The organism is Massilia sp. LMS1-1-1.1 (genome assembly GCF_040815535.1).
Lineage (GTDB): Bacteria > Pseudomonadota > Gammaproteobacteria > Burkholderiales > Burkholderiaceae_D > Janthinobacterium > Janthinobacterium aestuarii.
Genome location: NZ_JBFPNG010000001.1, coordinates 1,819,965 through 1,843,985, shown reverse-complemented (window position 1 = coordinate 1,843,985; position 24,021 = coordinate 1,819,965). Strand labels below are relative to the sequence as shown.

The window sequence follows — 24,021 nt, the reverse complement described above, 5'->3', positions numbered from 1 at the left end:
TATGGCCTCGTTTCCAGCATACGACCGGGCAAGGCATGGCCGCAATGCTGCACAGCAGTAAATTGCCAGCTGTTGTATAAATACGACTAGTTGCGATGAGAGTGGTGAGCCTGGCGGCGGCCTGCGCCGCCAGACGGAGCGCGCTTACTGCCCAGGGTTGGGCAGGCTGGCGTGGATGGCGTCGACGGCCGCTACCAGTTCTGGCGACAGGCTGACTTGATGGGCGTCGATATTTTGCTGCAACTGCGCCACGCTGGTGGCGCCGATGATGGTCGAGGCCACGAACCAGCGCGAGTAGCACCAGGCCAGCGCCAGCTGCGCCGGCGTCAAGCCGTGCGCGCGGGCCAGCGCCGCATACTGGGCGGCTGCCGCTATGGTTGCGGGGCGCACGTAGCGTGGACTCCAGCCGGGCGGGAAAATCGTCAAACGGCCCCTGGCTTGAGGATCGTCGAGGTATTTCGCCGTCAGCTGGCCGAACGCCAGCGGGCTGTAGGCCAGCAAGCTGACATTTTCCCGGTGGCAGGTCTCGTCGAGCAAGCTCGTCTCGAAATGGCGCGCCGTCAGGTTGTACAGGTTCTGGACCGAGGCGATGCGCGGCAAGCCCTTCAGCTCGGCCTGCTTGATGTATTCGCACACGCCCCACGACGATTCGTTCGACACGCCGATGTGGCCGATCTTGCCTTCGTCGACCAGCTTGCCCAGCACGGCCAGCGTGTCTTCGATGGCGACCGACGCGTGTTCCTTGCGCGGGTTGTACACGCTGGCGCCGAAGATGGGCAGGTTGCGGCTGGGCCAGTGCAACTGATACAGGTCGATGTGCTCTGTCTGCAGCCGGCGCAGGCTGTCCTCGACGGCGGCGCGGATGTTGACTGCGTCGTGGTCCGTCTTGCCATTGCGTATCCAGTGCATGCGCGAGTTCGGCCCGGCCACCTTGCTGGCCAGCACGATCTGGCCGCGCTTGCCGCTTTTCTTCAGCCAGCTGCCGATGTAGCGCTCGGTGCTGCCCTGCGTTTGCGCGCTGGCCATCACCGGATACATCTCGGCCGTGTCGATGAAGTTGATGCCGCGTTCGAGCGCGTAATCGAGCTGGCTGTGCGCTTCGGCTTCGCTATTTTGCTCGCCGAAGGTCATCGTGCCCAGGCAGATCGTGCTCACTTCCAGGCTGCTGGAGCCCAGCTTGACCTTGTCGATCATTTCGGCTGCTTGCCGCGCAGCGCGCGGGCGCAATCCTTGATCAGCGCGGGGCCCGCGTAAATCAGACCGCTGTACAGCTGCACCAGCTGCGCGCCCGCCTCGAGCTTGGCCAAAGCATCCTTGCCCTGCATGATGCCGCCCACGCCGATGATGGGCAGCGCGTCGCCCAGTTCCGCCTTCAGCAAGCGGATGACATTGTTCGACAGCTCGAACACGGGCGCGCCCGACAGGCCGCCCGCTTCGGCGCCGTGCGGCATGCCTTCGACGGCGCTGCGCGACAGGGTCGTGTTGGTGGCGATGACGCCGTCGATCTGGTGGCGCGTGAGCGACTCGGCGATGCTTTTCACCTGTTCGCCATCCATGTCCGGCGCGATTTTCAGGGCCAGCGGCACGTAGCGTTTGTGTTTGTCCGCCAGACGCGCCTGGGCTTCCTTGAGCTGCGACAGCAGGGCGTCGAGTTCGGACGCGCCCTGCAGCTGGCGCAAATTCTTGGTGTTCGGCGACGAGATGTTCACCGTCACATAGCTGGCATACGGGTAGACTTTTTCCAGGCACAGCAGGTAGTCGTCGGCCGCGCGCTCGATGGGCGTGTCGGCGTTCTTGCCGATGTTCAGACCCAGCACGCCGGCGCGGTCCTGGTAGAACTTCGACGCCTGCACGTTGGCGACAAACGCGTCGACGCCGCCATTATTGAAACCCATGCGGTTGATGATGCCCTGCGCCTGCGGCAGGCGGAACATGCGCGGTTTCGGATTGCCCGCCTGTGCGCGCGGCGTGACGGTGCCCACTTCGATGGAACCGAAGCCCAGGTCGGCCAGCGCGTCGATGTAGGTGCCATCCTTGTCCAGGCCAGCGGCCAGGCCGACCGGGTTGGGGAAGGTGATGCCCATCACCGTGCGCGGATCCGCCGCCGGTTTGCCGGCCAGCTTCGTCAGGCCCAGCGCGCTGGCGCGTTTCAGGGCGGGCAGGGTCAGATGGTGGGCCGCTTCGGCATCCATCGAGAACAGCAGCGGGCGGGCGAGGGAGTACAGGAATTTTTCAGACATGGGGCGCTTTGAGTAGGTGTGCGGGCCGCCGGGAATGGCTGGCGGCGCGCGAAATAAGTGCCGTATTTTACCGTGTTCCGCGCGGCTGCCGGGTGTATAGTTCTCTTTGGTCTAAAGCAACATTGATTCATTCATAATTTGCATTGGGCCGCGGACCTTTCTGTTTTTTCTCTGTTCTGTTGACTTCATAAGCGAGACATCGATTGAAAAAGACACGCATCTTGACGGCCATCGCGGCCGCCAGCGCACTGCTGCTGAGCCACCCGGCCCTGGCCCTGCCCAATACGCAAGACACCCGCATGCTGAGCGAACCGGCCGTCTCCAGCCGCCACATCGCCTTCATCTATGCGGGAGATTTGTGGCTGTCCAACCTCGATGGCGGCGGCGCGCGGCGCCTGACCTCCGACCTGGGCGACAAGTCCAACCCCGTGTTCTCTCCCGACGGCAGCCTGATCGCGTATAGCGCGAATATCGACGGCAATGTCGACGTGTATGTGATCGCGGCGGCCGGCGGCGTGCCGCGCCGCCTGACCTTCCACCCGGGCGCGGACCTGGCGCAGTCGTTCACGCCCGATGGCCAGGCCGTGATGTTTACCTCGCCCCGCGCCGCCTTCAATAACCGCTTCCAGAAACTGTTTACGGTGCCCGTGGCGGGCGGCGTGGAAACGCAGCTGGAAATTCCGAATGCCTCGCGCGCCACGTATTCGCCCGATGGCAAGCGCATCGCCTACAACCCGCTGGCGCCAGCCTTCAAGCAGTGGAAGCGCTACCGGGGCGGCACCAATTCCTGGCTGTGGCTGTTTTCGTCAAGCGACAAGTCGATTGAAAAAATCCCCCAGCCGACGACGCGCTCGAACGACGTCGACCCGATGTGGATAGGCGACACCGTGTACTTCCGCTCGGACCGCAACGGCGAATTCAACCTGTTTGCGTATGACGTCAAGAGCAAGGCCGTGCGCCAGCTGACGCGGCATGCGGATTTCCCCGTGCTGAACGCGTCGGCCGCGAACGGCACCATTGTCTACGAGCAGGCCGGCTATCTGCACGCGTTCGACATCGCCAGCGGCCAGGCGCACAAGCTGACCATCGCCGTGGCCAGCGACCTGGGACAGACGCGCCCCCGCTGGGTCAAGAATGCGAAATACATCCGCGACGCGTCGATCTCGCCGTCGGGTGCGCGCATCGCCTTCGAGTACCGGGGCGAGATCGTCACCATCCCCGCCGACAAGGGCGACGTGCGCAACCTGACGCAGACGGCCGGCGCCCACGAGCGCACGCCGATCTGGTCGCCCGATGGCCGCTCGGTCGCGTATTTCTCGGACGAGTCGGGCGAGTATGAACTGCATGTGCGGGCGCAGGATGGCAAGGGCGCGGTGCGCAAGTTCAAGCTCAATGGCAGCGGCTTCTATGACAATGCTGTCTGGTCGCCCGACAGCAGGAAGATTGCGTTTGCCGACAATGGCTGGAGCATGTATGTGATCGACGTCGGCACGGGCAAGGTGCAGAAGGTCGCCACGGAACCGATGTATGGCGTCGACAAGAGCATGCGCGCCTCATGGGCGCCTGATTCGCGCTGGCTGGCCTACACGCTCAACTCGCCCACCTACACGCGCAGCGCCTACATTTATTCCGTCGAGCAGAACAAATCGATGCCCGTGACCGACGGCCTGTCCGACGTGGCCGAACCTGTGTTCGACAAGAGCGGCAAGTACCTGTATTTCTTCGCTTCCACGAATGCGGGGCCCAGCAACAACTGGTTCTCGCAGCAGAACGAAGACAATCTGGTGACGCGCACCGTGTGGATGGCCGTGTTGCGGCGCGACTTGCCGTCGCCCCTGATCAAGGAAAGCGACGAGGAAAAGGCCGTCAGCGCGGAGAGCAAAAAAGATACGGCGAAGGCGGAAGCGGAGCCGAAGACTGAACCGAAGATCGATCCGAAGACGGGCCGCGATGATCCGAAAGTGGTAGTCGCACCGGTGGCGCCGATCAGCATCGACTTCGACGGCATCGCCACGCGCATCGTCGACTTGCCGCTGCCGGCCGCGCAGTTTTCCAGCCTGGCTGCCGGCGCCGCGGGGCAGATCTTTTTGCTGCGCGAAAGCGATGGCAAGAAGGCCGTGCAGCGCTTCGATCTGAAGGAGCGCAAGGCGGAAACCGTGGTGGCCGAAGCCGACGATTTCGAAGTGTCGGCCGACGGCAAGAAGCTGCTGTACCGCCAGAAGGACAACTGGGCCATGGGGTCCGCCACGGGCAAGCTGCTGGCGCCGGGCGAGGGCAAGATCAAGGTCGACGCCATCGAAGTAAAAGCCGATCCACGCGCCGAATGGACGCAGATTTTCAATGAAGTATGGCGCATCAACCGCGATTACTTTTATGACCCGGGCATGCATGGCGTGGACTGGAAGGCCATGCGCGACAAGTACGCCGTGTTCCTGCCCGAACTGTCGAGCCGAGCAGACCTGAATCGCCTGATCCAGTGGATGTGCAGCGAGCTGGCCGTGGGCCATCACCGCGGTGGTGGCGGCGACGATTTTATCGAGGCGAAGAAGGTACCGGGGGGCTTGCTGGGCGCCGATTATGACGTGAGCGATGGCCATTACCGCTTCAAGAAAGTGTATGGCGGCTTGAACTGGAACCCGGCCCTGCGCGCGCCGCTGACGGAGCCGGGACTGAACGTCAAGGCGGGCGAATACCTGCTGGCCGTCGACAGTCGCCCGCTGGCACCGCCCACCAACTTGTACAGCGCCTTCGAGAACACGGCCGGCAAGGCCATCGACCTGACTGTGGGGCCGTCGGCCGACGGCAAGGGCGCGCGCACGATCACCGTCGTGCCCGTGCCCACCGAGGACGCCTTGCGCAACCGCGATTGGATCGAAGGCAATATGCGCAAGGTCAATGCCGCGACGGGCGGGAAGGTGGCCTACGTGTACGTGCCGAATACGGCGGGCCTGGGCCACACCTACTTCAAGCGCTATTTCTTCCCGCAGGCGGACAAGCAGGCCATCATCGTCGACGAGCGTTTCAATGGCGGCGGCAGCGTGGCCGATTACTACATCGAGATCCTGCAGAAGAAGGAAATCGCCTGGTGGACCATGCGCTATGGCGCCGACATGAAGACGCCGTCCGCCTCGATCCAGGGTCCGCGCGCCATGCTGATCGACGAGACGGCCGGTTCGGGCGGCGACCTGCTGCCGTGGATGTTCCGCAAAAATAACATGGGCCCGCTGATCGGCAAGGCCACGTGGGGCGGCCTGGTGGGCGTGCTCGGCTTCCCCGTGCTGATGGATGGCGGCTTCATCACGGCGCCAAACCTGGCGTTCTGGACGCGAGAGAACGGCTGGGGCGTGGAAAACGAAGGCGTGCCGCCCGATATCGAAGTCGAGCAAACGCCGGCCGACGTCATCGCCGGCCGCGATCCGCAGCTGGAAAAAGCGATCGAAGTGATACAGGCCGAACTGGCGAAGAACCCGCCCGTGTTGCCCAAGCGTCCGGCGTTTCCGGACAAGAGCAAGTGAAAGAGTAGGTCGGATTAGCGGAGCGTAATCCGACAATATTGTTGGCGCCGCCGGTGGTGTCGGATTACGCGCTTGCGCGCTAATCCGACCTACCAACTGCCCTCCCAGCGACATGCGCTTGGTTTTACATCACCACCCACTGTCCTTTGATCCTCGCTTCCAGCGGTTTGAAATTGATTTTATAAGCCATCTTCGGGCTCTGTTCGATCCAGTAGCCGAGATACACATACGGCAGCCCCAGCTCGCGCGCCTGGGTGATCTGCCACAGTACGTTGTAGGTGCCGTACGAGGCGCCCGGCACGTCCGGGTCGAAAAAAGTGTAGACGGACGACAGGCCGTCGGCCAGCACGTCGATGATGCTGACCATGCGCAGGATGCCGTCGGCATCGCGAAATTCCACCAGGCGCGTGTTGACCCGGCTTTGCAGCAGGAATTGCGCGTACTGGTCGCGGCTATCCTGGTCCATGCCGCCGCCCGCGTGGCGCGTGCTCTGGTAGCGCAGATACAGTTCGTAGTGTTCGTCGAGGAAGGACAGGGTGGCCACGCCCGCCTGCAGGCCGGCGTGCCGGCTCCAGGCGCGGCGCTGGTTGCGGTTGGGCGTGAACTCGCCCGTCACCACGCGCACGGGGATGCAGGCCTGGCAGCCGTCGCAATACGGGCGGTAGGTAAAAATGCCGCTGCGGCGAAAGCCGTTGCGCACCAGTTCCGAATACACGTCACTGTTGATCAGGTGCGAAGGCGTGGCCACCTGCGAGCGGGCCTGGCGGTCGTCCAGGTAGCTGCACGGGTACGGTGCCGTCGTATAGAACTGCAGGGTGGCAAACGGTAGTTCGTTCAGGTGCGTCATGCTGATCCTGTCTGGTCTGTCCGCGGCGGTGTGCCTTGAGCTATCATAGCTTTTTTACGCCGGTGGCGCAGCATGCCAATCGGTGATTTGCGCTGCTTCAATGGCGACCCTTACATGGGCCAGGAAGCGTGCGCGCGAAATGGGCGCCGCGCCCAGCGAGGCCAGGTGTTTCGTTTCTTGCTGGCAGTCAATCATGGCCACGCCGCGCGCCTGCAAAAACCGTACGAGGTGGGCCAGCGCGATCTTCGAGCCATCGGAAACGCGGGCGAACATCGATTCGCCATAGAACATGCGGCCGATCGACACGCCATACGCGCCGCCCACCAGTTCACCGTCAAACCACAGTTCCGACGAATGCGCGTAGCCCAGCTTGTGCAAGCCCGTATAGCCGGCGATGATTTCGTCCGAAATCCAGGTGCCCGGGCCATCCTTGCGCGGCGCCGCGCAGGCGCGCATGACGGCCTCGAAATCGCCGTCGAAGCGCAACTGCCAGCGCCCGTCCGTGGCGGCGCTGCGCTCGACCTTGCGGATCGCCTTGGCCAGGCTGTCGGACACCTTGAAGTCTTCCGTCATCAGCACCATGCGCGGATCGGTGCTCCACCACAGTATGGGCTGGCCTTCGGAAAACCAGGGAAAGATACCGCGCCGGTAAGCGTCGAGCAGGCGCGCGGGCGACAGGTCGGCGCCGGCCGCCAGCAGGCCGGGCGCCTCGTCGGTCAGGGCGTGCGAGACGTCGGGGAACGGGGTGTGGATGTCGAGCCAGGGAATCATGCGGCGGTTGCTTATTCTGCGTCCGCGCGGGCCATCGGGCGCGTGATGTCGCCCGTATGGACGCCATAGCTGCCGCCTTCGCGGATTTTCACGCGGTCGGCAAAGAACAGTTCCAGGGTGGCGCGGATGGTGGGGAAGGCCAGGTCATCCCAGGGAATCTGCGCTTCCGTAAACAGCTGCACGTCCAGGCTTTCGATGCCGGGCGCGAAATCGAGGTCGCGCAAACGCGCCAGGTAGAACAGGTGCACCTGGTGCACGCGCTGCACGTTCAGCAGCGAGAACAGGGGACCCAGTTCGATATTCGCGCCCGCTTCCTCCACCGTTTCGCGTTCGGCCGCGTCGGACGTTGTTTCATCGTTTTCCATGAAGCCGGCCGGCAAGGTCCAGTAGCCTAGGCGCGGCTCGATGGCCCGCTTGCACAGCAAGACCTGCAGCTGCCCATCTTCTTCCCAGACGGGAATCGAGCCGACCACCATTTTCGGGTTCTGGTAATGGATGGCGTCGCAGTTGGCGCACACATAGCGCGGACGGTTGTCGCCTTCCGGAATGGACAGGCTGACAGGATGGGCGCATTCGGAGCAGAATTTCATGGGCAGGCTTAGGAAAATGGGTGTCTGGTGTAACGCTTACTGTACACCGATTGCGTGCCGCGTGGCGAGCAGCGCAGGCACGATTGGCTGCCGCTCATGCCACCCGGGTATTCATTAGATTGGTCTATTACGGTTGAATTTAAGATAGCTATTGCCTAAGCCACCCGTTTGCCCTTATAATTCTTGTGCGGGGTGGAGCAGTCTGGCAGCTCGTCGGGCTCATAACCCGAAGGTCACAGGTTCAAATCCTGTCCCCGCAACCAATACCGGAAAGCCGCTGATACTTGCAAAAGATCAGCGGCTTTTTTCATTCTCAAGCCGCCCCATGCAGCTCTTCCAGCCGCCTGCCGCGATTAGCTCCCCGCAGTGCAGCAAACTGGTATATAATTCGCCTGCGGGGTGGAGCAGTCTGGCAGCTCGTCGGGCTCATAACCCGAAGGTCACAGGTTCAAATCCTGTCCCCGCAACCAATTCGAAGCCGCTGGTTCCTCGCAAGAGAGCCAGCGGTTTTTTCGTTGTGCGCCCCGTGGTGCGCCCCGTTTACTCCGGCATCTGGCGCGCATACACGATCAGGCGCAAGTGGCGGTCCGCATCGATGGTCAGCGAGGTGTGCTCATAGGCGACCTGCTCGCCGTCGATTGTCAGCTGGCGCACGCCTGCACACGGCGCATGCACATCGTGGCGGCGCCACCATCGCTTGAATTCGGGCGAGACTTTTTCCAGTTCCTGCACCAGCGCGTGGATGTCCGCTTCCTGCGTGGCGCGCGCGTAGTCGCGGCGAAAGCTCGACAGCATCAGCGGCGCCTGCTCTTCCCAGACCGTGAAGCGTGCGCGCAGCAGCGGGTCGGTAAACAACAGCCATAGCAGATTGCGGCGCGAGGCGGCATGCGCGGCGAAGCCGAACAGCGCGTCCGCGTCCGCATTGAACGCCAGTACGTCCCAGCGCAGGTTGAGCACATAGGCCGGATGCGCCAGCTCGTGCATCAGGCGGCGCACCAGCGGCGGCACCACGCAAAACGTCTTGCCTTCTTCGGCTGGCGGACGCGCATGCGCGAGCAGGAACAGATGGCGGCGTTCTGCCGCGTCCAGTTTCAGCACTTCGGCCAGCTTGTCGAGGAAGGCGCTCGAGACGCCGATGTCGCGCCCCTGCTCGAGCCATGTGTACCAGGTCAGCCCCACGCCGGCCAGCGCCGCCACTTCTTCGCGGCGCAAGCCCGGTGTCCTGCGCCGTCCGCCGCCGGGCAAACCCACGTCTTCCGGCGACAGCCGCGCGCGCCGCACCTGCAGGTAGGCGGCCAGTTCGTGGCGGGTGCGTTGCAAGGTGCGCATGGTGCTGTCTTTCCGGTGAGCCTGTTGCTATCAGTAATAGCATAAACAGTTAAATTGTAATTGTTTATATTGTATTCCAGAATGCCTGCTTTCTTTCCGAAGGCTTGCCCATGTCTGACTCTTTCCGCAGCACCCCCGCAGTTGACACTACCGCGCTTCCCGCCGCCGTCTACCTGATCGCCGTGGGCGCGTTCGCGCTGGGCATGGCGTCGTATGTGACGGCGGGCTTGATGCCGATGATCGCCGGCGCGTTTTCCATCTCGCTGGCGATGGCCGCGCAACTGGTGACGGCGTTCACCCTGGCCTATGGCCTCGGCTCGCCCTTGGCCGTGGCCTTGCTGCCGGCGCGCGCGCAGCGCTCCGGCCTCCTGATCGCGCTGGCCGTGTTCGTGCTGGCGAACGGGGCCAGCGCGCTGGCGTCCGGTTTCAGCGGTTTGCTCGCATGGCGCGCCATTGCGGGCATCGGTGCGGGCGTCTATCTGGCGCTCGGTATCGCGGCGGCGGCGGGCGTGTCGGCGCAGCAGCAGCGGGGCAAGGCCATCGGCGTGATCATGGGCGGCATGGCGGGCGGCACGGTGCTGGGCGTGCCATTGAGCTTGCTGCTGGCGCAGCAGCTGGGCTGGACGGCGGCCCTGTGGCTGGTGACTCTTTTGGGCGGGCTGGCGCTGGCGGGCTTGCTGTGGCAGCTGCCCGCGCTGCCGGCGGCACCGGCGATTTCTCTGCGCCGCAAGCTGGCCTTGCTGGCCGATGGGCAGGTGCTGGCCATTTTGCTCGTGTCCTTGCTGGCGGCCATCGCCAGCCTGGGCATGTACACGTTTATCGCGCCGCTGCTGGCGTGGTCCGCGCAGGGGGCGGCGATGTCCGCCACGCCCTTCCTGTGGGCGTGGGGCGTGGGAGGGATCGTGGGCAGTGTGCTGGTCGGGCCATGGGCGGACAAGGTGGCGGCGCCGAAACTGACCTGCTGCATCTTGCTGCTGCTGGCGCTGGCCTTGTGCGCGCTGCCGCTGGCTGCTGGCTGGTCGGCCTGGCTGATGCTGGCGCCGATCGCGCTGTGGGGCGCGGCTGGCTGGGCCCTGCAAGTGCCGCAAAACCAGCAGCTGCTGGCCGTGCGCGCGCGGCAGGGCGACGGCAACCTGGCCATCGCCCTCAACGAGTCGGCGCTGTACCTGGGCAGCGCCATCGGCGCCGCCATGGGCGGGGTGCTGCTCCTGCTCAACTGGCCGATGTGGCTGCTGGCGGCAGGCGCCGCCTTGGTCGCCACTGCGGCATTGCTGCTGCAGTTGCCTGCCGCGCGACGGTCCTAGCGCTTCTTCGCCAGCTGCATGCCCACGGGCAGGGCGCGGATGCGCTTGCCCGTGGCGGCGAAGATGGCGTTGCACAGGGCCGGGGCGATCGGCGGCGTGGCCGGTTCGCCCACGCCGCCGAGCTCCATGTCCAGGGTGCCCGGCACCAGGTGCGTGTGGATCACGCGCGGCGCGTCGGCGGCGCGCAGCACGGCGTAGTCGTGGAAATTGCTTTGCTCGACCCGGCCATTTTTAAAACTGATCTCGCCGCTCATGGCCAGCGACAGGCCCATGATGCAGGCGCCCTCGATTTGCGAGCGCACGCGGTCCGGGTTGATCTGCGGGCCGCAATCCATGGCGATGTCGACTCTCGGCACGATGACTTCGCCGGCCGCATTGATCTCCACTTCGATCACGGCCGCCACATAGGTGACGAAACTGTAGGACACGGCCAGGCCCAGCCCCCGTCCCTTGGGCAGCTTGCGGCCCCAGCCCGCCTTGGCTGTCGCCAGCTCGATCACGTGGCGCATGCGGCCGATATCGACCGGATACTTCGCCGGGTCTTCGCCATAGTTCCAGCCATCGGACAGGTCGGCCGGGTTGATCTTGCGCGCGGGGCCCAAGAGCGCCAGCAGGTAGTCGCGGTGATCCTTTTTTGCCGCGTGGGCCAGTTCGGCCGTGAACGACTGGATGGCAAACGCGTGCGGGATGTTCGACACGGAACGGAACCAGCCGATGCGCGTGTGGGCCTGCACCTCGGGCACTTCGACGCGGATGTTCGGAATGGCGAACGGCACGTTGATGGCCGACATGCCCAGCTCGAACGGCGCCTGCTTGTTTGCGCCGGCGGCAAAGGTCGAGGTGATGGTGGGGGCGGCAGTGCGGTGCAGCCAGGCCGTCGGCATGCCTTTCGCGTCCAGCGACGCTTCCAGCCGTTCGACGGACACCGTGTGCAGGTAATCGTGCTGCAAGTCGTCGTCGCGCGTCCACGTCAGCTTGACGGGCGCGCCATCCATGGCTTTCGACAGCAGCGCCGCCTCGACGGCGAAATCGGGTTTCGATTTGCGCCCGAAGCCGCCGCCCAGCAGGGTCACGTGGACGGTGACGTCGTCGTACGACAAGCCCAGGGCCTTGGCCACGTTGCTGCGCGTCGCTTGCGGCGCCTGCACGCAGGCCCACACTTCGGCCTTGCCGCCGGCGATGCGCACGGTGGCGGCGGGCGGCTCCATGGTGGCGTGGGCCAGGTGGGGCAGATAGTATTCGGCGCTGAGTTTGCGCGCGGCGGAAGCGGCGGCCAGGGTGGCCACCGTCTTGCCCTGGTCGCGCGCCGGGCTGGCCGGCTGGCGCACGGCCGCTTCCAGGGTCTTGCGGAAGGCTTTCGAATCATAGCTGCCGTTCGGGCCGTCGTCCCATTCCAGCACCAGCGCTTCGCGGCCCTTGATGGCCGCCCAGGTGTTACGCGCGATGACGGCCACGCCGCCCAGCGGATTGAACATGGCCGGCGGCGGGCTGCCTGCCAGTTCGACGATGCGCAGCACGCCCGGCACTTTCAGGGCCGCCGTCTTGTCCACGCTTTTCAGCTTGCCGCCGAAGACGGGTGGACGGGCGATGACGGCATACGCCATGCCATCGAGGCGCGTGTCGATGCCGAAGTGGGTATTGCCCGTGACGATGTCGCGCAGGTCGATGCCGCGCGTGCTGGTCTGGCCGATATAGCGCAGCTCGTCCGCCGTTTTCAGGCTGATGCGCGCGCGTGGCGGCACCGGCAATTTGGCCGCTTCCTCGGCCAGCGCGCCGAACGACAGCGAGCGTCCGCTGGCCGCATGCACGACCGCATGATTGACGGCTTTGACCTCGGTGACGGGCACATCCCAGCGCACGGCGGCCGCCGTTTCCAGCATCAGGCGCGCCGTGGCGCCCACGTGGCGCATGGCGCGGAACGAGTGGCGCATGCTGCGCGAACCGTCCGTATCCTGGCTGCCGTAGCGCGCTTCGTCGGCGGGCGCCTGCTGCACGCGCACCTGCGCCCAGTCGGCGCCCAGTTCGTCGGCCGCCACCATGGGCAGGCTGGTGCGGATGCCCTGGCCCATTTCGGAACGGTGCACCACGATGGTGACGATGCCGTCGGCGGCCACCGACAGGAAGACCAGGCTGTCGTCGACCACGCCGCCGGCCATCTTGTCGCCGCCATATTTGACGGCGTCGGCCGCCATCACGAGGCCGGAAGGGCCTGCCACCAGAGTCAGACCGGCCAGCGCGCCGGCGGCCTTGAGCCAGTTGCGCCGCGCGGGCGAATGGACGGCGGGAGTGTCATGGATGCTCATTTGGCCGCTCCTTTTGCGTTGATGCTGGCCGAGGCCTGCTTGATGGCTGCATGGATGCGCGTGTAGGTGCCGCAGCGGCAGATATTGCCGCTCATCGCTTCGCGGATTTGCTGGTCGTTCGGCTTGGGCGTCTTGTGCAGCAGGGCCGTGGCCGACATGATCTGCCCGGCCTGACAGTAGCCGCATTGGGGCACGCCGTGTTCCTGCCACGCTTGCTGCAGCGCCAGGCCGACCTTGTCTTCGCCCACGGCTTCGATGGTGGTGATCTTCTTGCCGGCGGCGGCCGACACCGGCGTCACGCAGGAGCGGATGGCTACACCATCGAGGTGCACGGTGCATGCGCCGCACAGGGCCATGCCGCAGCCGAATTTGGTGCCGGTCATGCCCAGTTCGTCGCGCAAGGCCCACAGCAGGGGCGTGTCTTCAGGCAGGGCAAGCGCGTGCTGTTTGCCATTGATGGTCAGGGTCGTCATGTGTATTCCTCTGTGGGGGATGGTGCGGAAAGCGCGACGGCCATCCGCCAAACGGATTAGCTCATCAGTATGGGATGGTAGCATCAGCCGCCCTGCGCTGCAGGGCGTGGGGGCGATGTCGGCCAGCGGCTGCTTTCATGCCGGCCTGATTCAGCGTGGCTGTTCCAGCTGCGCGTACACGGCGCCGGCGATCTTGCCCAGTTCCTGTTTGGGCAGGTTCGCCGAGAGGGCATAACCGAGCTGGCCGTCGATCCAGTAAAACACGCTTAACTCCTTCTCTTGCGTGTAGTGGAAAGCCGTTTCCTGCCTGCCGGCCCGTTCTTTCGCCACGTACAGGGTCAGGCGCTTGCCACCGCCATCTTCATACATGAATTGCGCCACGGGGCCGTCGCCATCGCCGGGCAGCAAGCGCCCGCCGATCAGGTGATAACCGAGCGGCGACAGCGCGGGCGGCTGCAATTTCGTGCCCAGGCGTTTCGACAGCCATTGCACCAGGTGCGCCTCCTGTTCCGCACCCACTTCCACAGGGTGTCGCACTTCGGGTGTGTAGACGGCATGGGCGATGGCGGCGCTGCGCGCCAGGGACATCGGGCTGGCGCTGGCTGTCGCGCCATCGCCGGCATCGCCGCGCAGCAGCCAGCCGCCCATGCCGCCGGCAAGCACCAGCACGACGGCCGCTGCCGCCTGCATGGCGGGGCGCTGCCAGGCGCCGTTCGCCGCCGCTGGCGATGTTGATTGCAGCAGCGCCGGGGGCACGGCTTCATCCCGCACAGGATCGAACAGGGCGCGCAGTTGCCGGTTCTGTTCGCGCCAGGCGTCGACCCTGGCGGCATCGTCGGGATGCGCGCGCAGGTGGGCGTCGATGGCCGCGCGCTGTTCCTCGGGCAGGACGCCGTCGGCCAGGGCGTGCAATTGCGCTTCGCTGATGGCTTGCGTTGTCATTTCACGACTTTCAGGGTGGGGGCGCCATGGCTGCCGGCGGGGCGGCCGTCGAGCAGTTCGCGCAGCCGGTCGCGCCCGCGCGACAAACGCGACATCACGGTGCCGACGGGGATGCCCAGGGTAGCCGCCACCTGCTCGTACGGCATCTGTTCGAGCGCGACGAGCAGGATCACTTCACGCTGTCCCAGCGGCAAGCGGGCCAGCGCCGCATCCATTTCGCCGATGGCGATGGCTTGCCCGGGCGCGCGCTCGGGTGCGGGCAGCAGGGTGTCGTCGTCGAGTTTCTGCAGCGCCAGGCCGGGACGGCGCAACTGATCCACGTGCAGGTTGTGCATGATGGAAAACAGCCAGGGCCGCATCTCGCCGCTTCGTTGATCCAGCTTGCGCCACGCCCGCTCCACGGTGTCCTGCACCAGGTCGTCCGCATGCAGGGCGCCCGCCAGCGCGCGCGCATAGCGGCGCAGGCCGGGCAGGCACGCTTGCAGCTGGCGGCTATCGTCTTGCGAGGTCATCGTGGCGGCGGGAAGGGCTGCTTACGGCTTGACGACGTGCCACACGTTCTTGAAATTGTCGCCGGCCACGTCGCCCGGCTTCTTGTCTTCCTTGTACAGGTACAGGGGCTTGCCCTTGTAGGTCAGCTGCATGGCGCCGTTGTCTTCGCGCTTGATGCTGCCATACGGGGCGGCGGGCGCCGCTTCGGTGGCGATGACGGCGGGCCAGGCCACCAGGCAGCCGCCGCTGCAGGCGCTCTTGCCGCTGTCGGCGACATCCTTGTCGAACACGTACACGGTCATGCCGCTGGCGTTGACCAGCATGCCGTTGGCGGGCATGACGTCGGCGGCGAAGGCCAGCGGGGCGGACAAGGCGGTGAACAGGGCGGTGGCGGCGAAAGTGGTGAAGCGCATGATGGTCTCCTTGAGGTTTTGGGGGCTTGCAAGGGATAGACGCGTGCCGCTGGCCGTTTATTCCCGCGCCGGCGGATTATTTTTTGGATGCAGGCTGGCCCACAGGTGGGCGGCCGCCATGGTGCGGTGCGGCGCGTACTGGCGCAGCCACTGTTCCGTGCGCGCCATGTCAGGTTTCGTTACTTCACCGAGCAGTTTTTGCAGAGCGGCGCGGATGGCCACATCGCCGTGCAGCGAGCAGTCGGCATAGCCGTAGCCGCGCAGCAGCGCGTAGTTGACGGTCCACGGGCCGATGCCTTTCACGGCCAGCAGCGCCTGAGAAATCGCCGCCACGTCACCGGAGGGCGGCAGCTCCAGCGACAGTTCTCCCTCATCGACGAGGCGTGCCAGGCGCAGCACGGTTTCTGCCTTGGCGCGCGAGAATTTGCGGCTGGTCAGCTCTTCCACCGACAACCGTGCCACGTCGCGCGCCTCGGGATAGCACCACAAGCCGCTGCCGTGCCGGCGCCCCGCCTGCAGAATGAAAGTACGGCGCAGGGAAATGGCGAACGGCAGGTTGATCTGCTGGCCGATGATGGCCCAGGTCAGCGCTTCGAACGGGCTGGCCGATTGCACGATGCGCAGGCCCGGATTGACGCTGACCAAGGGCGCCAGCAGCGGGTCGCCGGCGGCCAGTTGCGCGAACGGCTGCGGGTCGATGCGCAGGCCGAGGATGTTGAGCAAGGCGCCGTGCAGCGGTGTTTGAAGGCTGGCATCGGTATCGCCATCGATGTCTGCCTGGCAGACGGCCGCAGCGTCCGTGAAGGCGACGTCCAGCACGACCGGCACGCCGTGCAGCAGGATGCCCTTGCGCAGTCCCGTTGGCGTGACTTGTTCCGCCACGGCTTCGCCATCGCGGCTGTGGAAGGTGATGACATCGTCGCGGCAGTAGCCGGCGGGCAGGGGGAGGGTCCAGTGCAACAGGGTCATGGTGGGCAGGAAATCAGGAAGCGTATCAGGAACGGTATCAGGGAGGTGATGCGGGCGCACCGCGTTTCTTGCTTTTTACCTTAGCGCGCAGATGTCCGTGGTGGGCGGGCTCAGGGCCGCCGCATGCTGGATCTGCAGGGCGTCGGGCACGCCATTTTTCACGGCCGTCAGTTCGGCCAGGATGGAAATGGCGATTTCGGCCGGCGTCTTGCTGCCGATGTACAGGCCGATAGGTCCATGCAGGCGCGCCAGCTGTTCTGCGCTGACGTCGAACTGCAGCAGCCGTTCGCGGCGCTTGGCGTTATTCGCGCGCGAGCCGATCGCGCCCACGTAGAACGCTGGCGATTTCAACGCTTCCATCAGGGCCAGGTCATCGAGCTTGGGGTCGTGCGTGAGGGCGACGACGGCACTGCGGCTATCGAGCTTGAGTTCGAGCACGAGGTCGTCGGGCATGGCGTGCAGCAGGGGCACGCCGGGCACGTTCCAGCCGCCCCGGTATTCTTCGCGCGGGTCGCAGACGATGACGTGGTAATCCATGGCCGTGGCGATCTGCGCCACGAAGCGCGACAGCTGGCTGGCGCCGATGATCAGCAAGCGCCAGCGCGGGCCATGCTGCGTGGTGAGTACGCCATCTTCGAGGGCCAGCACGGCCCCTGGCGTGGCGCGCCGCAGGGTGACGGCACCACTGCGCAGGTCGAGCCGGCGCTCGACCAGTTCATGTGCTTCCAGGCGCGCCAGCAGTTCGGCCACACGGCTGTCTGCATGCAGCGGTTCGATGGCCAGTTCGATGGTGCCGCCGCAGGGCAGGCCGAAGCGGTGCGCCTCGTCCGCGCTGATGCCGTAGCTGACGATTTCCGGCAGCGTGCGCACGATGCCGTGCACGCGCACGGTGTCGATCAAGTCATCTTCGATGCAGCCGCCCGAGACAGAACCGACCACCGTGCCATCGTCGCAGATGGCCAGGGTGGCGCCCACGGGGCGGGGGCTGGAACCCCACGTCTTGATGACGGTGACGAGTTCGCAGCGGTGGCCGGCGGCGAGCCAGGCGGCGCTGGTTTTCAGAACTTCAAGGTCGATGCTGTCCATGGGGCGCGGAAGGAAAGCCGCAGGTAGGCGGCAAAGTATGGAATATTTTTTAATATTGTGGCTATACTACGCTCTCCAACAGCCTGCGGAGAGTTTCATGTCGAACGACCAAAAGACGCAAGATGACGGCATCCCCAAGTTTGGCAAACTGCTCATCGCCCTGTTCCTGGCGGTGGTGTTTTGCGGCGCCCTGACCTGGATCATGGGCACCTACTTCCCGAATTTCCCCGGCGCCTGAGCAAACCTGCTGCGTCAGGCGCCTTTGGCGTTTAAGGCTTCAACGGCTTCTTCGCCGCCTGCTTGGCGCGCACGTCGATGACGGCGCGGTTGACGGCCGCCATGCGCGAGTTGGTGCCCGGGTGCAGAGCCGTGTAGCCGTTGGCGACCGTCGCCGGCACTTGCGCGGCCAGGCGCTGCCAGAAGCGGGCGGCGTTGTCGACGTTGTAGCCGGCGCGCGCCAGCAGGTAGATGGCCAGGGTGTCGGCTTGCACGTCGAGTTCCTGCGGCATGGCCTTGATGCCGGCGGCGCCCGTCAGCATCGATACGTCGGGCTGCACGGCGCCCAGGCTGTCGATGATGCTGCCGGCCGTGCCTGCCGTGCGCTGGCTGCGCGCGTGGTCGAGGATGTTGTGCGCCATTTCGCGGGCGATGACGAAGGCGATGCCTTCGTCGTTTTGCGCCGCATTGACCATGCCGCGCGTGAGCATGATGCGTCCGCCGTCCGAGTACGCGTTGATATTGTCCGCATTGCCCAGGGCAACGCGGAAGGCGCAGGCGCGCGTGACGGGAATTTTCAGGTCCTGCTGCTGGCCGTCGCGGGCGATGGTCATGTTCAGGCTTGCGCTTTTCGAGGCCAGCGGGCCGACGATGGCGCCGAACGGGCCTTCCGCTTTCGGGCCGGCCGGCAGCGGCTTGCCTTCGGCGGCCAGCAAGCCGTCGCCCTTGCGCAAACCGGCGCGCGCGGCGCCGCTGCCCGGCAAGACGCCGGACACCTGCATCTGTTCGCCGTAGCCGAGGGCCGCCTGCGCCGCGTCGGCATAAATGCCGGGGTAGGAATACTTGTTCTGCGCCGTGAAGCCCAGCAGGTTACGCGCATACGTCTTGCACAGGTCCGCATTGTTGATCAGCAGGGGCGCCGAGACTTTCGACAGGCGGTCCTGCAGCGACACCATCTTCACCAGTTCTTCCTGCGCCGCCTTTTGCTGCGCCGTCGGCGCGGGCGCATCGGGCGCCGGCACGACGTTGAACGGGCCGCTGACATTCGTCATCGGGGTGGTGCAGCCGGCGAGAATGGCGGCACTGGCCAACAGGAGAGGAGTGGCCAATCGGCGCAGCGAAGTTGGGGCTGGAATCAGATGGCGGAAACCTGGCATGGACTATTCCTTCGTGTAGCTCCTGACAAAACCTACTGCGCGGCGCGATTTGCGGCCTCCGATGCTCACTGTGCATTCGCACAGCTCCGCTTCTCAGCCACAACTCACATCCGCTCGCTACGGTTTGTCAGTCGCTGTTAATGTTTGCCGGTGCTGCCGAAACCGCCAACACCGCGTTCGCTGTCGCCGAATTCCTCGACGACGTTAAAGCCCACTTGCAGCACCGGCACGATAATCAGTTGCGCCAGGCGATCCATGGGGTTGAGCGTGAAAGCGCTCTGGCCCCGGTTCCAGGTCGATACCATCAGCTGGCCCTGGTAATCGGAGTCGATCAAGCCTACCAGATTCCCCAATACGATGCCGTTTTTGTGGCCCATGCCGCTGCGCGGCAAAATCATGGCCGCATACGACGGGTCGCCGATGTGGATGGCCAGGCCGGTGGGAATGAGCACGGTCTGGCCAGCTTCGATGGTGATCGCTTCGTCGATGCAGGCGCGCAGGTCCAGGCCGGCGCTGCCGGGCGTGGCGTAGGCCGGCAGCAGTTCTTTCATGCGGGCGTCGAGGATCTTGATGTCGATATTTTTCATGAATCTAACTAACTAAGCTAAGTCGTTTAAAGGGATTATTTGAGCAGCGAATTCTTGGCAATGCGCTTCGAGATTTCCGAAATCAGCTGGCGCGCCAGGTTCAGTTTCGAGGCGCGCGGCAGCAAGGTATGGCCTTCCTCGTCGAACAGGATGATGGTGTTGTCGTCCTGGCCAAACGTGTTGTGGCCGATATTGCCGACCAGGAGGGGAATGCCCTTCTTTTCACGCTTGGTCGAGCCGAATTCCACGAGGTTTTCCGATTCGGCGGCAAAGCCGACGCAATACGGATAGCCGGCCAGGTTGGTGCGTGCCGCCACGGTGGCCAGGATGTCGGGGTTTTGCGCGAACTGCAGTTCGGGCACGGAGCCGTCGGCCTGCTTTTTCATCTTCTGGTCGCTGGCGTTGGCCACGCGCCAGTCGGCGACGGCGGCCACGGCGACGAAGACATGCTGGCCGTCGACGTGGGCCAGTACGGCATCATGCATCTGCTGCGCGCTTTGCACGTCAATGCGGCGCACGCCGAAGGGCGCGTCCAGGGCCGTCGGGCCGGAAATGAGCAGCACCTCGGCACCCGCTTCGCGCGCCGCGCGCGCCACCGCATAGCCCATCTTGCCCGAGGACAGATTGGTGATGCCGCGCACGGGGTCGATGGCTTCGAACGTGGGGCCGGCCGTGACCAGCACGCGCTTGCCCGCCAGGACTTTCGGCTGGAAGGCGGCGATCAGCTCCGTCAGCAGCTGTTCCGGTTCCAGCATGCGGCCCAGGCCAACTTCGCCGCACGCCTGTTCGCCGGCGGCCGGGCCGAACAGCTTGATGCCGTCGTCGCGCAGCTGCTGCACATTGCGTTGCGTGGCGGGGTTCTGCCACATTTCCACGTTCATGGCCGGCGCCACCAGCAGGGGCAGGTGGGCGGGACGGGCCAGGCACAGGGTCGACAGCAGGTCGTCGCACACGCCATGCGCGAGCTTGCGCATGAAGTCTGCCGAACACGGCGCGATCAGGATGGCGTCCGCATGGCGCGTCAGATCGATATGCGCCATGTTGTTGTCGATGCGGGCATCCCACTGGCTCGTGTGCACGGGGTGGCCGGACAGCGCCTGCATCGTGACGGCCGTGATGAAGTGGCTGGCCGCATCCGTCATCACCACTTGCACCGAGGCGCCGGCCTTGGTCAGCGCGCGGCACAGTTCCGCCGCCTTGTAGCAGGCGACGCCGCCAGACAGTCCCAGGACGATTTTTTTGCCGGACAATTCCATGCCGTTCTCCCGCGTGTTTATTTGTTTACCCGGCGCAGTTCATCGATGATGAACAGGGCCGCGCCGATGCAGATGGCGCTGTCGGCGATATTGAAAGCGGGGAAATGGCCCCAGCTTTTCCAGTGGAAGTCGAGGAAGTCGACCACGTGGCCGTACATCAGGCGGTCGATGGCGTTGCCCAGCGCGCCGCCGAGGATCAGCGCCAGGGCCCAGCAGAACATGCGCTGGCCCGCGTGCTTTTTCAGCAGATAGATGATGTAGACGGCGGCCGCCAGGGCGATGCCGGTGAAGAAATAGCGCTGCCAGCCGCCCTGGTCGGACAGGAAACTGAACGCAGCACCCTTGTTATACGCGAGCACCAGGTTGAAATACGAGGTGATGACCATCTCCTGCGCATAGCGGAAGGTCTTCAGGATCGTGATCTTGGTGATCTGGTCGAACAGGATGACGATGGCGGCAATGCCCAGCCAGGGCACGAGCGACGCCGAGGATGACGATTTCGATGAAAAACGGTTTTTGGTGGCCATATTTTTCCAGGGAAGATAAAGCCGCCGCTGCCCTTGCAGGCAGCGGCGGTGGGAGCGGGGCGGGAGTCATCCAGCCCCGGCTTGCTGTTTTAGGCGAAGCGGCGTTTCTCGCCCGCGCCAAACAGATTGCTGACGCAGCGGCCGCACAGGGTAGCATGCGCGGCGTCCGTGCCCACGTCCGCACGGTAGTGCCAGCAGCGCTCGCACTTCGGCGCCGTCGACGCGGCCACGACCACTTCTTCTGCCGCTTCGTCGGCCACTTCGGCCACGCTTGCCTGCGAGGTGATGAAGACGAACTTCAAGTCCTCGCCCAGGGTGGTCAGCAGCTTGTACTTCATCGGCGCGGCCTTGATCGTCAGTTCCGCCTGCAGCGAGGAGCCGATGGCGCCCGAGGTGCGCAAGTCTTCCAGCTGTTTCGTCACGTCCGTGCGCACGGCGCGCAGGGCCGTGTATTTCTCCAGCAGGCCGGCCGCGTCCGACACTTCCGGCAGCTGCCACCAGGTTTGCGTGAAGATGGTTTCATCGCTGGCGGCATAGGCTTCGCTTCCTGCGAAGACGGCCCACGCTTCTTCGGCCGTGAACGACAGGGCCGGGGCCATCAGGCGCAGCAGGCTTTGCGTGATGTGCCACAGGGCCGTTTGCGCCGAACGGCGCGCGTGCGACGTCAGGCCCGAGGTGTACAGACGGTCCTTCAGGATGTCCAGGTAGAAGCCGCCCAGGTCTTCCGAGCAGTACGTCTGCAGCTTCGACACGACCGGGTGGAATTCGTAGCGCGCGTAGTTGTTCTCGATCTGCGTTTGCAGCGATGCCATGTTGGCCAGCGCATAGCGGTCGATCTCGAACATCTCCGCCACCGGCACGGCGTCCGTGGCCGGATTGAAGTCCGAGGTATTGGCCAGCAGGAAGCGCAGGGTGTTGCGGATGCGGCGGTACGATTCCGTCACGCGTTTCAGGATCTCGTCGGAGATCGACAGCTCGCCCGTGTAGTCGGTCGAGGCGATCCACAGGCGCAGGATGTCGGCGCCCAGGGTGTCCGAGATCTTTTGCGGCGCCAGGGTATTGCCCAGCGACTTGGACATCTTCTTGCCTTCGCCATCGACCGTGAAGCCGTGCGTCAGCAGGGCCTTGTACGGCGGACGGCCATTGAGCATCGACGACACGAGCAGCGACGAGTGGAACCAGCCGCGATGCTGGTCCGAGCCTTCCAGGTACAGGTCTGCCGGGAATTGCAGCTGCGTCGAATGCGAACCGTGGCCTTGCGGGCCGCCCAGCACCGTCTGGTGCGTGGCGCCGGAATCGAACCACACGTCCAGGGTGTCCTTGTTCTTCGCGTAGATGGCCGCTTCGTCGCCGATCAGGTCTTTCAGATCGAGCGCCTGCCATGCCTCGATGCCGTCCTTTTCGATCAGCTTGGCCACTTGCTCCAGCAGTTCCGGCGTGCGCGGATGCAGGTCGCCCGTTTCCTTGTGCACGATGAAGGCCATCGGCACGCCCCACTGGCGCTGGCGCGACAGGGTCCAGTCGGGACGGTTGGCGATCATGCCGTGCAGGCGGGCCTGGCCCCAGTCCGGGAAGAATTCGGTGTCGGCGATGCCTTTCAAAGCCGTCTCGCGCAGGGTCGCGCCGCCGTCTTTCGGCGTCACGTCCATGCCGGCGAACCACTGCGAGGTGGCGCGGTAGATGATCGGCGTCTTATGGCGCCAGCAGTGCATATAGCTGTGGTCGAACATCTTGACTTCGAACAGCGCGCCCGCTTCGCGCAGGGCGTTGCAGATCGGCTTCGACGCTTCCCAGATGGTCATGCCGCCGAACAGGGGCAGGGTCGAGGCGAACTTGCCGTCGCCCATGACGGGCTTGATGATGTCGTCGTCCTTCATGTCGTGCGCCTTGCACGAGATGAAGTCGTCCAGGCCGTAGGCTGGCGCCGAGTGCACCACGCCCGTGCCGCTTTCCGTGGTCACGTATTCGGCCAGGTACAAAGGCGACAGGCGGTCATAGAAAGCGTCGCTCGCATGCAGCGGGTGGCGGAAGCTGATGCCGGCCAGGGCCGCGCCGTCGCAGGTGGCGATGGTCGTGCCTTCGAGCTTGAAGCGCGCCAGGCTGGCCACGACCAGGTCTTGCGCCAGGATCAGCAGCAGCGGCTGGCCATCGCGCTCGGTCTTCACCAGCGCGTATTTGACTTCCGGGTGCACGTTCAGCGCCTGGTTCGACGGGATGGTCCACGGCGTCGTGGTCCAGATGACGATGAAACCGTTATCGGTCGGCAGCGATGGCAGGCCGAAGGCGGCCGCCAGTTTGGCCGGCTCGGCGAACTTGAAGCCGACATCGATGGCGGGATCGCGTTTTTCCGCGTATTCCACTTCCGCCTCGGCCAGGGCCGACTGGCAGTCGAAGCACCAGTTGACGGGCTTCAGGCCGCGGTAGACATAGCCTTTTTCCAGCAGCTTGCCCAGCGCGCGCAATTCGTCCGCTTCATTGCCGTGCGCCATCGTCAGGTAGGGGTTGTCCCACTCGCCCAGCACGCCCAGGCGGATAAAGTCTTTCTTCTGGCGCTCGACCTGCACGTTGGCGTAGGCGCGGGCTTTTTCCAGCACTTCGGCCGTCGGCAGGTTCTTGCCGTGCAGTTTTTCGATCTGGATCTCGATCGGCATGCCGTGGCAATCCCAGCCCGGTACATACGGCGCGTCGAAGCCGGCCAGCGAGCGCGACTTGACGACCATGTCCTTGAGGATCTTGTTGACGGCGTGGCCCAGGTGGATGTCGCCATTCGCGTACGGCGGGCCGTCATGCAGGATGAATTTCGGACGGCCGGCGGCAGCCTTGCGCACGCGCTCGTAGATCTTCTTGTCTTGCCATTGCTGTACCCATTGTGGCTCGCGCTTGGCCATGTCGCCGCGCATCGGGAACGGGGTTTCCGTCATGTTGACCGGGTATTTGCTTTCAGGCTTCTTGTTCTGTTTGGGCGTGGCTGGCTTGTTTTGATCGGACATAATCTTCTTTAATG

21 protein-coding genes and 2 tRNA genes are annotated in these 24,021 nt (G+C 64.9%); 5 read left to right on the top strand and 18 right to left on the bottom strand.

Features of this window, described 5'->3' with window-relative positions; translation table 11 throughout:
* Positions 1–144: 144 nt before the first annotated feature.
* A complete protein-coding gene (locus MRBLMS1_RS08435) occupies positions 145–1,191 on the bottom strand; it encodes an aldo/keto reductase (protein WP_128143265.1) in 1,047 nt (348 codons plus the stop codon).
* Positions 1,191–2,240: a quinone-dependent dihydroorotate dehydrogenase gene (locus tag MRBLMS1_RS08430; protein WP_485878841.1), complete on the bottom strand. Its 1,050-nt coding sequence runs from the start codon at positions 2,238–2,240 to the stop codon at positions 1,191–1,193. Before MRBLMS1_RS08430 ends, MRBLMS1_RS08435 begins: the two co-directional genes overlap by 1 nt.
* Before the next feature lie 203 nt (positions 2,241–2,443).
* Between MRBLMS1_RS08430 and MRBLMS1_RS08425 the strand changes: the two genes are divergently transcribed.
* A complete protein-coding gene (locus tag MRBLMS1_RS08425) occupies positions 2,444–5,755 on the top strand; it encodes a S41 family peptidase (RefSeq protein WP_485878839.1) in 3,312 nt (1,103 codons plus the stop codon).
* A gap of 124 nt (positions 5,756–5,879) precedes the next feature.
* On the opposite strand, the gene MRBLMS1_RS08420 is transcribed toward MRBLMS1_RS08425, so the two are convergent.
* From MRBLMS1_RS08420 to MRBLMS1_RS08410, 3 genes are read right to left on the bottom strand one after another with little or no spacing between them, the layout of a single operon-like run.
* Positions 5,880–6,602 carry an arginyltransferase gene (locus tag MRBLMS1_RS08420; protein WP_139092323.1) on the bottom strand — a complete coding sequence of 241 codons (723 nt, stop codon included), beginning with the start codon at positions 6,600–6,602 and terminating at the stop codon, positions 5,880–5,882.
* Positions 6,603–6,656: 54 nt separating this feature from the next.
* Entirely contained in the window at positions 6,657–7,373 is a 717-nt protein-coding gene (gene aat / locus MRBLMS1_RS08415) for a leucyl/phenylalanyl-tRNA--protein transferase (protein WP_139092322.1), read from the bottom strand.
* An 11-nt stretch (positions 7,374–7,384) separates the two neighbouring features.
* Positions 7,385–7,963 (bottom strand): NUDIX hydrolase, encoded by a 579-nt coding sequence (locus MRBLMS1_RS08410; RefSeq protein WP_034747557.1) that lies wholly within the window; start codon positions 7,961–7,963, stop codon positions 7,385–7,387.
* Between the two features lie 186 nt (positions 7,964–8,149).
* Here MRBLMS1_RS08410 and MRBLMS1_RS08405 point away from each other — a divergent pair.
* A tRNA-Met gene (locus MRBLMS1_RS08405) sits at positions 8,150–8,226 on the top strand.
* A gap of 130 nt (positions 8,227–8,356) precedes the next feature.
* Positions 8,357–8,433 (top strand) — tRNA-Met (locus tag MRBLMS1_RS08400).
* Positions 8,434–8,503: 70 nt separating this feature from the next.
* Here MRBLMS1_RS08400 and MRBLMS1_RS08395 read toward each other — a convergent pair.
* The gene (locus MRBLMS1_RS08395) at positions 8,504–9,292 is read right to left on the bottom strand and encodes a helix-turn-helix transcriptional regulator (RefSeq protein WP_485878837.1); all 789 of its coding nucleotides are present in this window, start codon (positions 9,290–9,292) and stop codon (positions 8,504–8,506) included.
* A 110-nt stretch (positions 9,293–9,402) separates the two neighbouring features.
* Between MRBLMS1_RS08395 and MRBLMS1_RS08390 the strand changes: the two genes are divergently transcribed.
* Positions 9,403–10,596 (top strand): MFS transporter, encoded by a 1,194-nt coding sequence (locus MRBLMS1_RS08390; protein WP_485878835.1) that lies wholly within the window; start codon positions 9,403–9,405, stop codon positions 10,594–10,596.
* Here MRBLMS1_RS08390 and MRBLMS1_RS08385 read toward each other — a convergent pair.
* From MRBLMS1_RS08385 to MRBLMS1_RS08355, 7 genes are all read right to left on the bottom strand, one after another.
* Positions 10,593–12,899 (bottom strand): xanthine dehydrogenase family protein molybdopterin-binding subunit, encoded by a 2,307-nt coding sequence (locus MRBLMS1_RS08385; RefSeq protein ID WP_485878833.1) that lies wholly within the window; start codon positions 12,897–12,899, stop codon positions 10,593–10,595. The genes MRBLMS1_RS08390 and MRBLMS1_RS08385 overlap by 4 nt on opposite strands.
* On the bottom strand, positions 12,896–13,372 hold the full coding sequence (locus tag MRBLMS1_RS08380) for a (2Fe-2S)-binding protein (protein ID WP_485878831.1): 477 nt from the start codon (positions 13,370–13,372) through the stop codon (positions 12,896–12,898). Before MRBLMS1_RS08380 ends, MRBLMS1_RS08385 begins: the two co-directional genes overlap by 4 nt.
* A gap of 150 nt (positions 13,373–13,522) precedes the next feature.
* Positions 13,523–14,314 carry an anti-sigma factor family protein gene (locus MRBLMS1_RS08375; RefSeq protein ID WP_139092317.1) on the bottom strand — a complete coding sequence of 264 codons (792 nt, stop codon included), beginning with the start codon at positions 14,312–14,314 and terminating at the stop codon, positions 13,523–13,525.
* The gene (locus MRBLMS1_RS08370; protein ID WP_485878828.1) at positions 14,311–14,826 is read right to left on the bottom strand and encodes an RNA polymerase sigma factor; all 516 of its coding nucleotides are present in this window, start codon (positions 14,824–14,826) and stop codon (positions 14,311–14,313) included. The genes MRBLMS1_RS08375 and MRBLMS1_RS08370 overlap by 4 nt, the downstream gene beginning before the upstream one ends.
* Before the next feature lie 21 nt (positions 14,827–14,847).
* The gene (locus MRBLMS1_RS08365) at positions 14,848–15,219 is read right to left on the bottom strand and encodes a COG4315 family predicted lipoprotein (protein WP_058050557.1); all 372 of its coding nucleotides are present in this window, start codon (positions 15,217–15,219) and stop codon (positions 14,848–14,850) included.
* 57 nt (positions 15,220–15,276) lie between these two features.
* On the bottom strand, positions 15,277–16,188 hold the full coding sequence (locus MRBLMS1_RS08360; protein ID WP_485878826.1) for a DNA-3-methyladenine glycosylase family protein: 912 nt from the start codon (positions 16,186–16,188) through the stop codon (positions 15,277–15,279).
* A 75-nt stretch (positions 16,189–16,263) separates the two neighbouring features.
* Positions 16,264–17,274: an XdhC family protein gene (locus MRBLMS1_RS08355; protein ID WP_485878824.1), complete on the bottom strand. Its 1,011-nt coding sequence runs from the start codon at positions 17,272–17,274 to the stop codon at positions 16,264–16,266.
* Positions 17,275–17,371: 97 nt separating this feature from the next.
* Here MRBLMS1_RS08355 and MRBLMS1_RS08350 point away from each other — a divergent pair, with 97 nt between their 5' ends.
* Complete coding sequence (locus MRBLMS1_RS08350; RefSeq protein ID WP_175444556.1) at positions 17,372–17,512, top strand: hypothetical protein; 141 nt, start codon at positions 17,372–17,374, stop codon at positions 17,510–17,512.
* A gap of 31 nt (positions 17,513–17,543) precedes the next feature.
* Here the strand turns inward: MRBLMS1_RS08350 and MRBLMS1_RS08345 are convergent, their stop codons facing one another.
* The 5 genes from MRBLMS1_RS08345 to ileS all read right to left on the bottom strand — a co-directional run bounded on the left by MRBLMS1_RS08345 (position 17,544) and on the right by ileS (position 24,007).
* Positions 17,544–18,647, bottom strand: a complete 1,104-nt coding sequence (locus tag MRBLMS1_RS08345) for a M48 family metallopeptidase (RefSeq protein ID WP_034754182.1) — start codon at positions 18,645–18,647, stop codon at positions 17,544–17,546.
* Between the two features lie 137 nt (positions 18,648–18,784).
* Complete coding sequence (gene dut / locus MRBLMS1_RS08340) at positions 18,785–19,234, bottom strand: dUTP diphosphatase (protein ID WP_485878821.1); 450 nt, start codon at positions 19,232–19,234, stop codon at positions 18,785–18,787.
* 35 nt (positions 19,235–19,269) lie between these two features.
* Entirely contained in the window at positions 19,270–20,490 is a 1,221-nt protein-coding gene (gene coaBC, locus MRBLMS1_RS08335) for a bifunctional phosphopantothenoylcysteine decarboxylase/phosphopantothenate--cysteine ligase CoaBC (RefSeq protein WP_485878819.1), read from the bottom strand.
* Positions 20,491–20,507: 17 nt separating this feature from the next.
* Entirely contained in the window at positions 20,508–21,017 is a 510-nt protein-coding gene (gene lspA / locus MRBLMS1_RS08330) for a signal peptidase II (RefSeq protein ID WP_099402962.1), read from the bottom strand.
* Between the two features lie 89 nt (positions 21,018–21,106).
* The gene (gene ileS, locus MRBLMS1_RS08325) at positions 21,107–24,007 is read right to left on the bottom strand and encodes an isoleucine--tRNA ligase (protein WP_485878817.1); all 2,901 of its coding nucleotides are present in this window, start codon (positions 24,005–24,007) and stop codon (positions 21,107–21,109) included.
* Positions 24,008–24,021 lie beyond the last annotated feature (14 nt).

Coding starts and splice junctions, on each gene's coding strand:
- MRBLMS1_RS08430 (WP_485878841.1), bottom strand. CDS start 2,240: ATGTCTGAAAAATTCCTGTACTCCCTCGCCCGCCCGCTGCTGTTCTCG.
- MRBLMS1_RS08420 (WP_139092323.1), bottom strand. CDS start 6,602: ATGACGCACCTGAACGAACTACCGTTTGCCACCCTGCAGTTCTATACG.
- aat (WP_139092322.1), bottom strand. CDS start 7,373: ATGATTCCCTGGCTCGACATCCACACCCCGTTCCCCGACGTCTCGCAC.
- MRBLMS1_RS08410 (WP_034747557.1), bottom strand. CDS start 7,963: ATGAAATTCTGCTCCGAATGCGCCCATCCTGTCAGCCTGTCCATTCCG.
- MRBLMS1_RS08395 (WP_485878837.1), bottom strand. CDS start 9,292: ATGCGCACCTTGCAACGCACCCGCCACGAACTGGCCGCCTACCTGCAG.
- MRBLMS1_RS08390 (WP_485878835.1), top strand. CDS start 9,403: ATGTCTGACTCTTTCCGCAGCACCCCCGCAGTTGACACTACCGCGCTT.
- MRBLMS1_RS08385 (WP_485878833.1), bottom strand. CDS start 12,899: ATGAGCATCCATGACACTCCCGCCGTCCATTCGCCCGCGCGGCGCAAC.
- MRBLMS1_RS08380 (WP_485878831.1), bottom strand. CDS start 13,372: ATGACGACCCTGACCATCAATGGCAAACAGCACGCGCTTGCCCTGCCT.
- MRBLMS1_RS08375 (WP_139092317.1), bottom strand. CDS start 14,314: ATGACAACGCAAGCCATCAGCGAAGCGCAATTGCACGCCCTGGCCGAC.
- MRBLMS1_RS08370 (WP_485878828.1), bottom strand. CDS start 14,826: ATGACCTCGCAAGACGATAGCCGCCAGCTGCAAGCGTGCCTGCCCGGC.
- MRBLMS1_RS08365 (WP_058050557.1), bottom strand. CDS start 15,219: ATGCGCTTCACCACTTTCGCCGCCACCGCCCTGTTCACCGCCTTGTCC.
- MRBLMS1_RS08360 (WP_485878826.1), bottom strand. CDS start 16,188: ATGACCCTGTTGCACTGGACCCTCCCCCTGCCCGCCGGCTACTGCCGC.
- MRBLMS1_RS08355 (WP_485878824.1), bottom strand. CDS start 17,274: ATGGACAGCATCGACCTTGAAGTTCTGAAAACCAGCGCCGCCTGGCTC.
- MRBLMS1_RS08350 (WP_175444556.1), top strand. CDS start 17,372: ATGTCGAACGACCAAAAGACGCAAGATGACGGCATCCCCAAGTTTGGC.
- MRBLMS1_RS08345 (WP_034754182.1), bottom strand. CDS start 18,647: ATGCCAGGTTTCCGCCATCTGATTCCAGCCCCAACTTCGCTGCGCCGA.
- dut (WP_485878821.1), bottom strand. CDS start 19,234: ATGAAAAATATCGACATCAAGATCCTCGACGCCCGCATGAAAGAACTG.
- coaBC (WP_485878819.1), bottom strand. CDS start 20,490: ATGGAATTGTCCGGCAAAAAAATCGTCCTGGGACTGTCTGGCGGCGTC.
- lspA (WP_099402962.1), bottom strand. CDS start 21,017: ATGGCCACCAAAAACCGTTTTTCATCGAAATCGTCATCCTCGGCGTCG.
- ileS (WP_485878817.1), bottom strand. CDS start 24,007: ATGTCCGATCAAAACAAGCCAGCCACGCCCAAACAGAACAAGAAGCCT.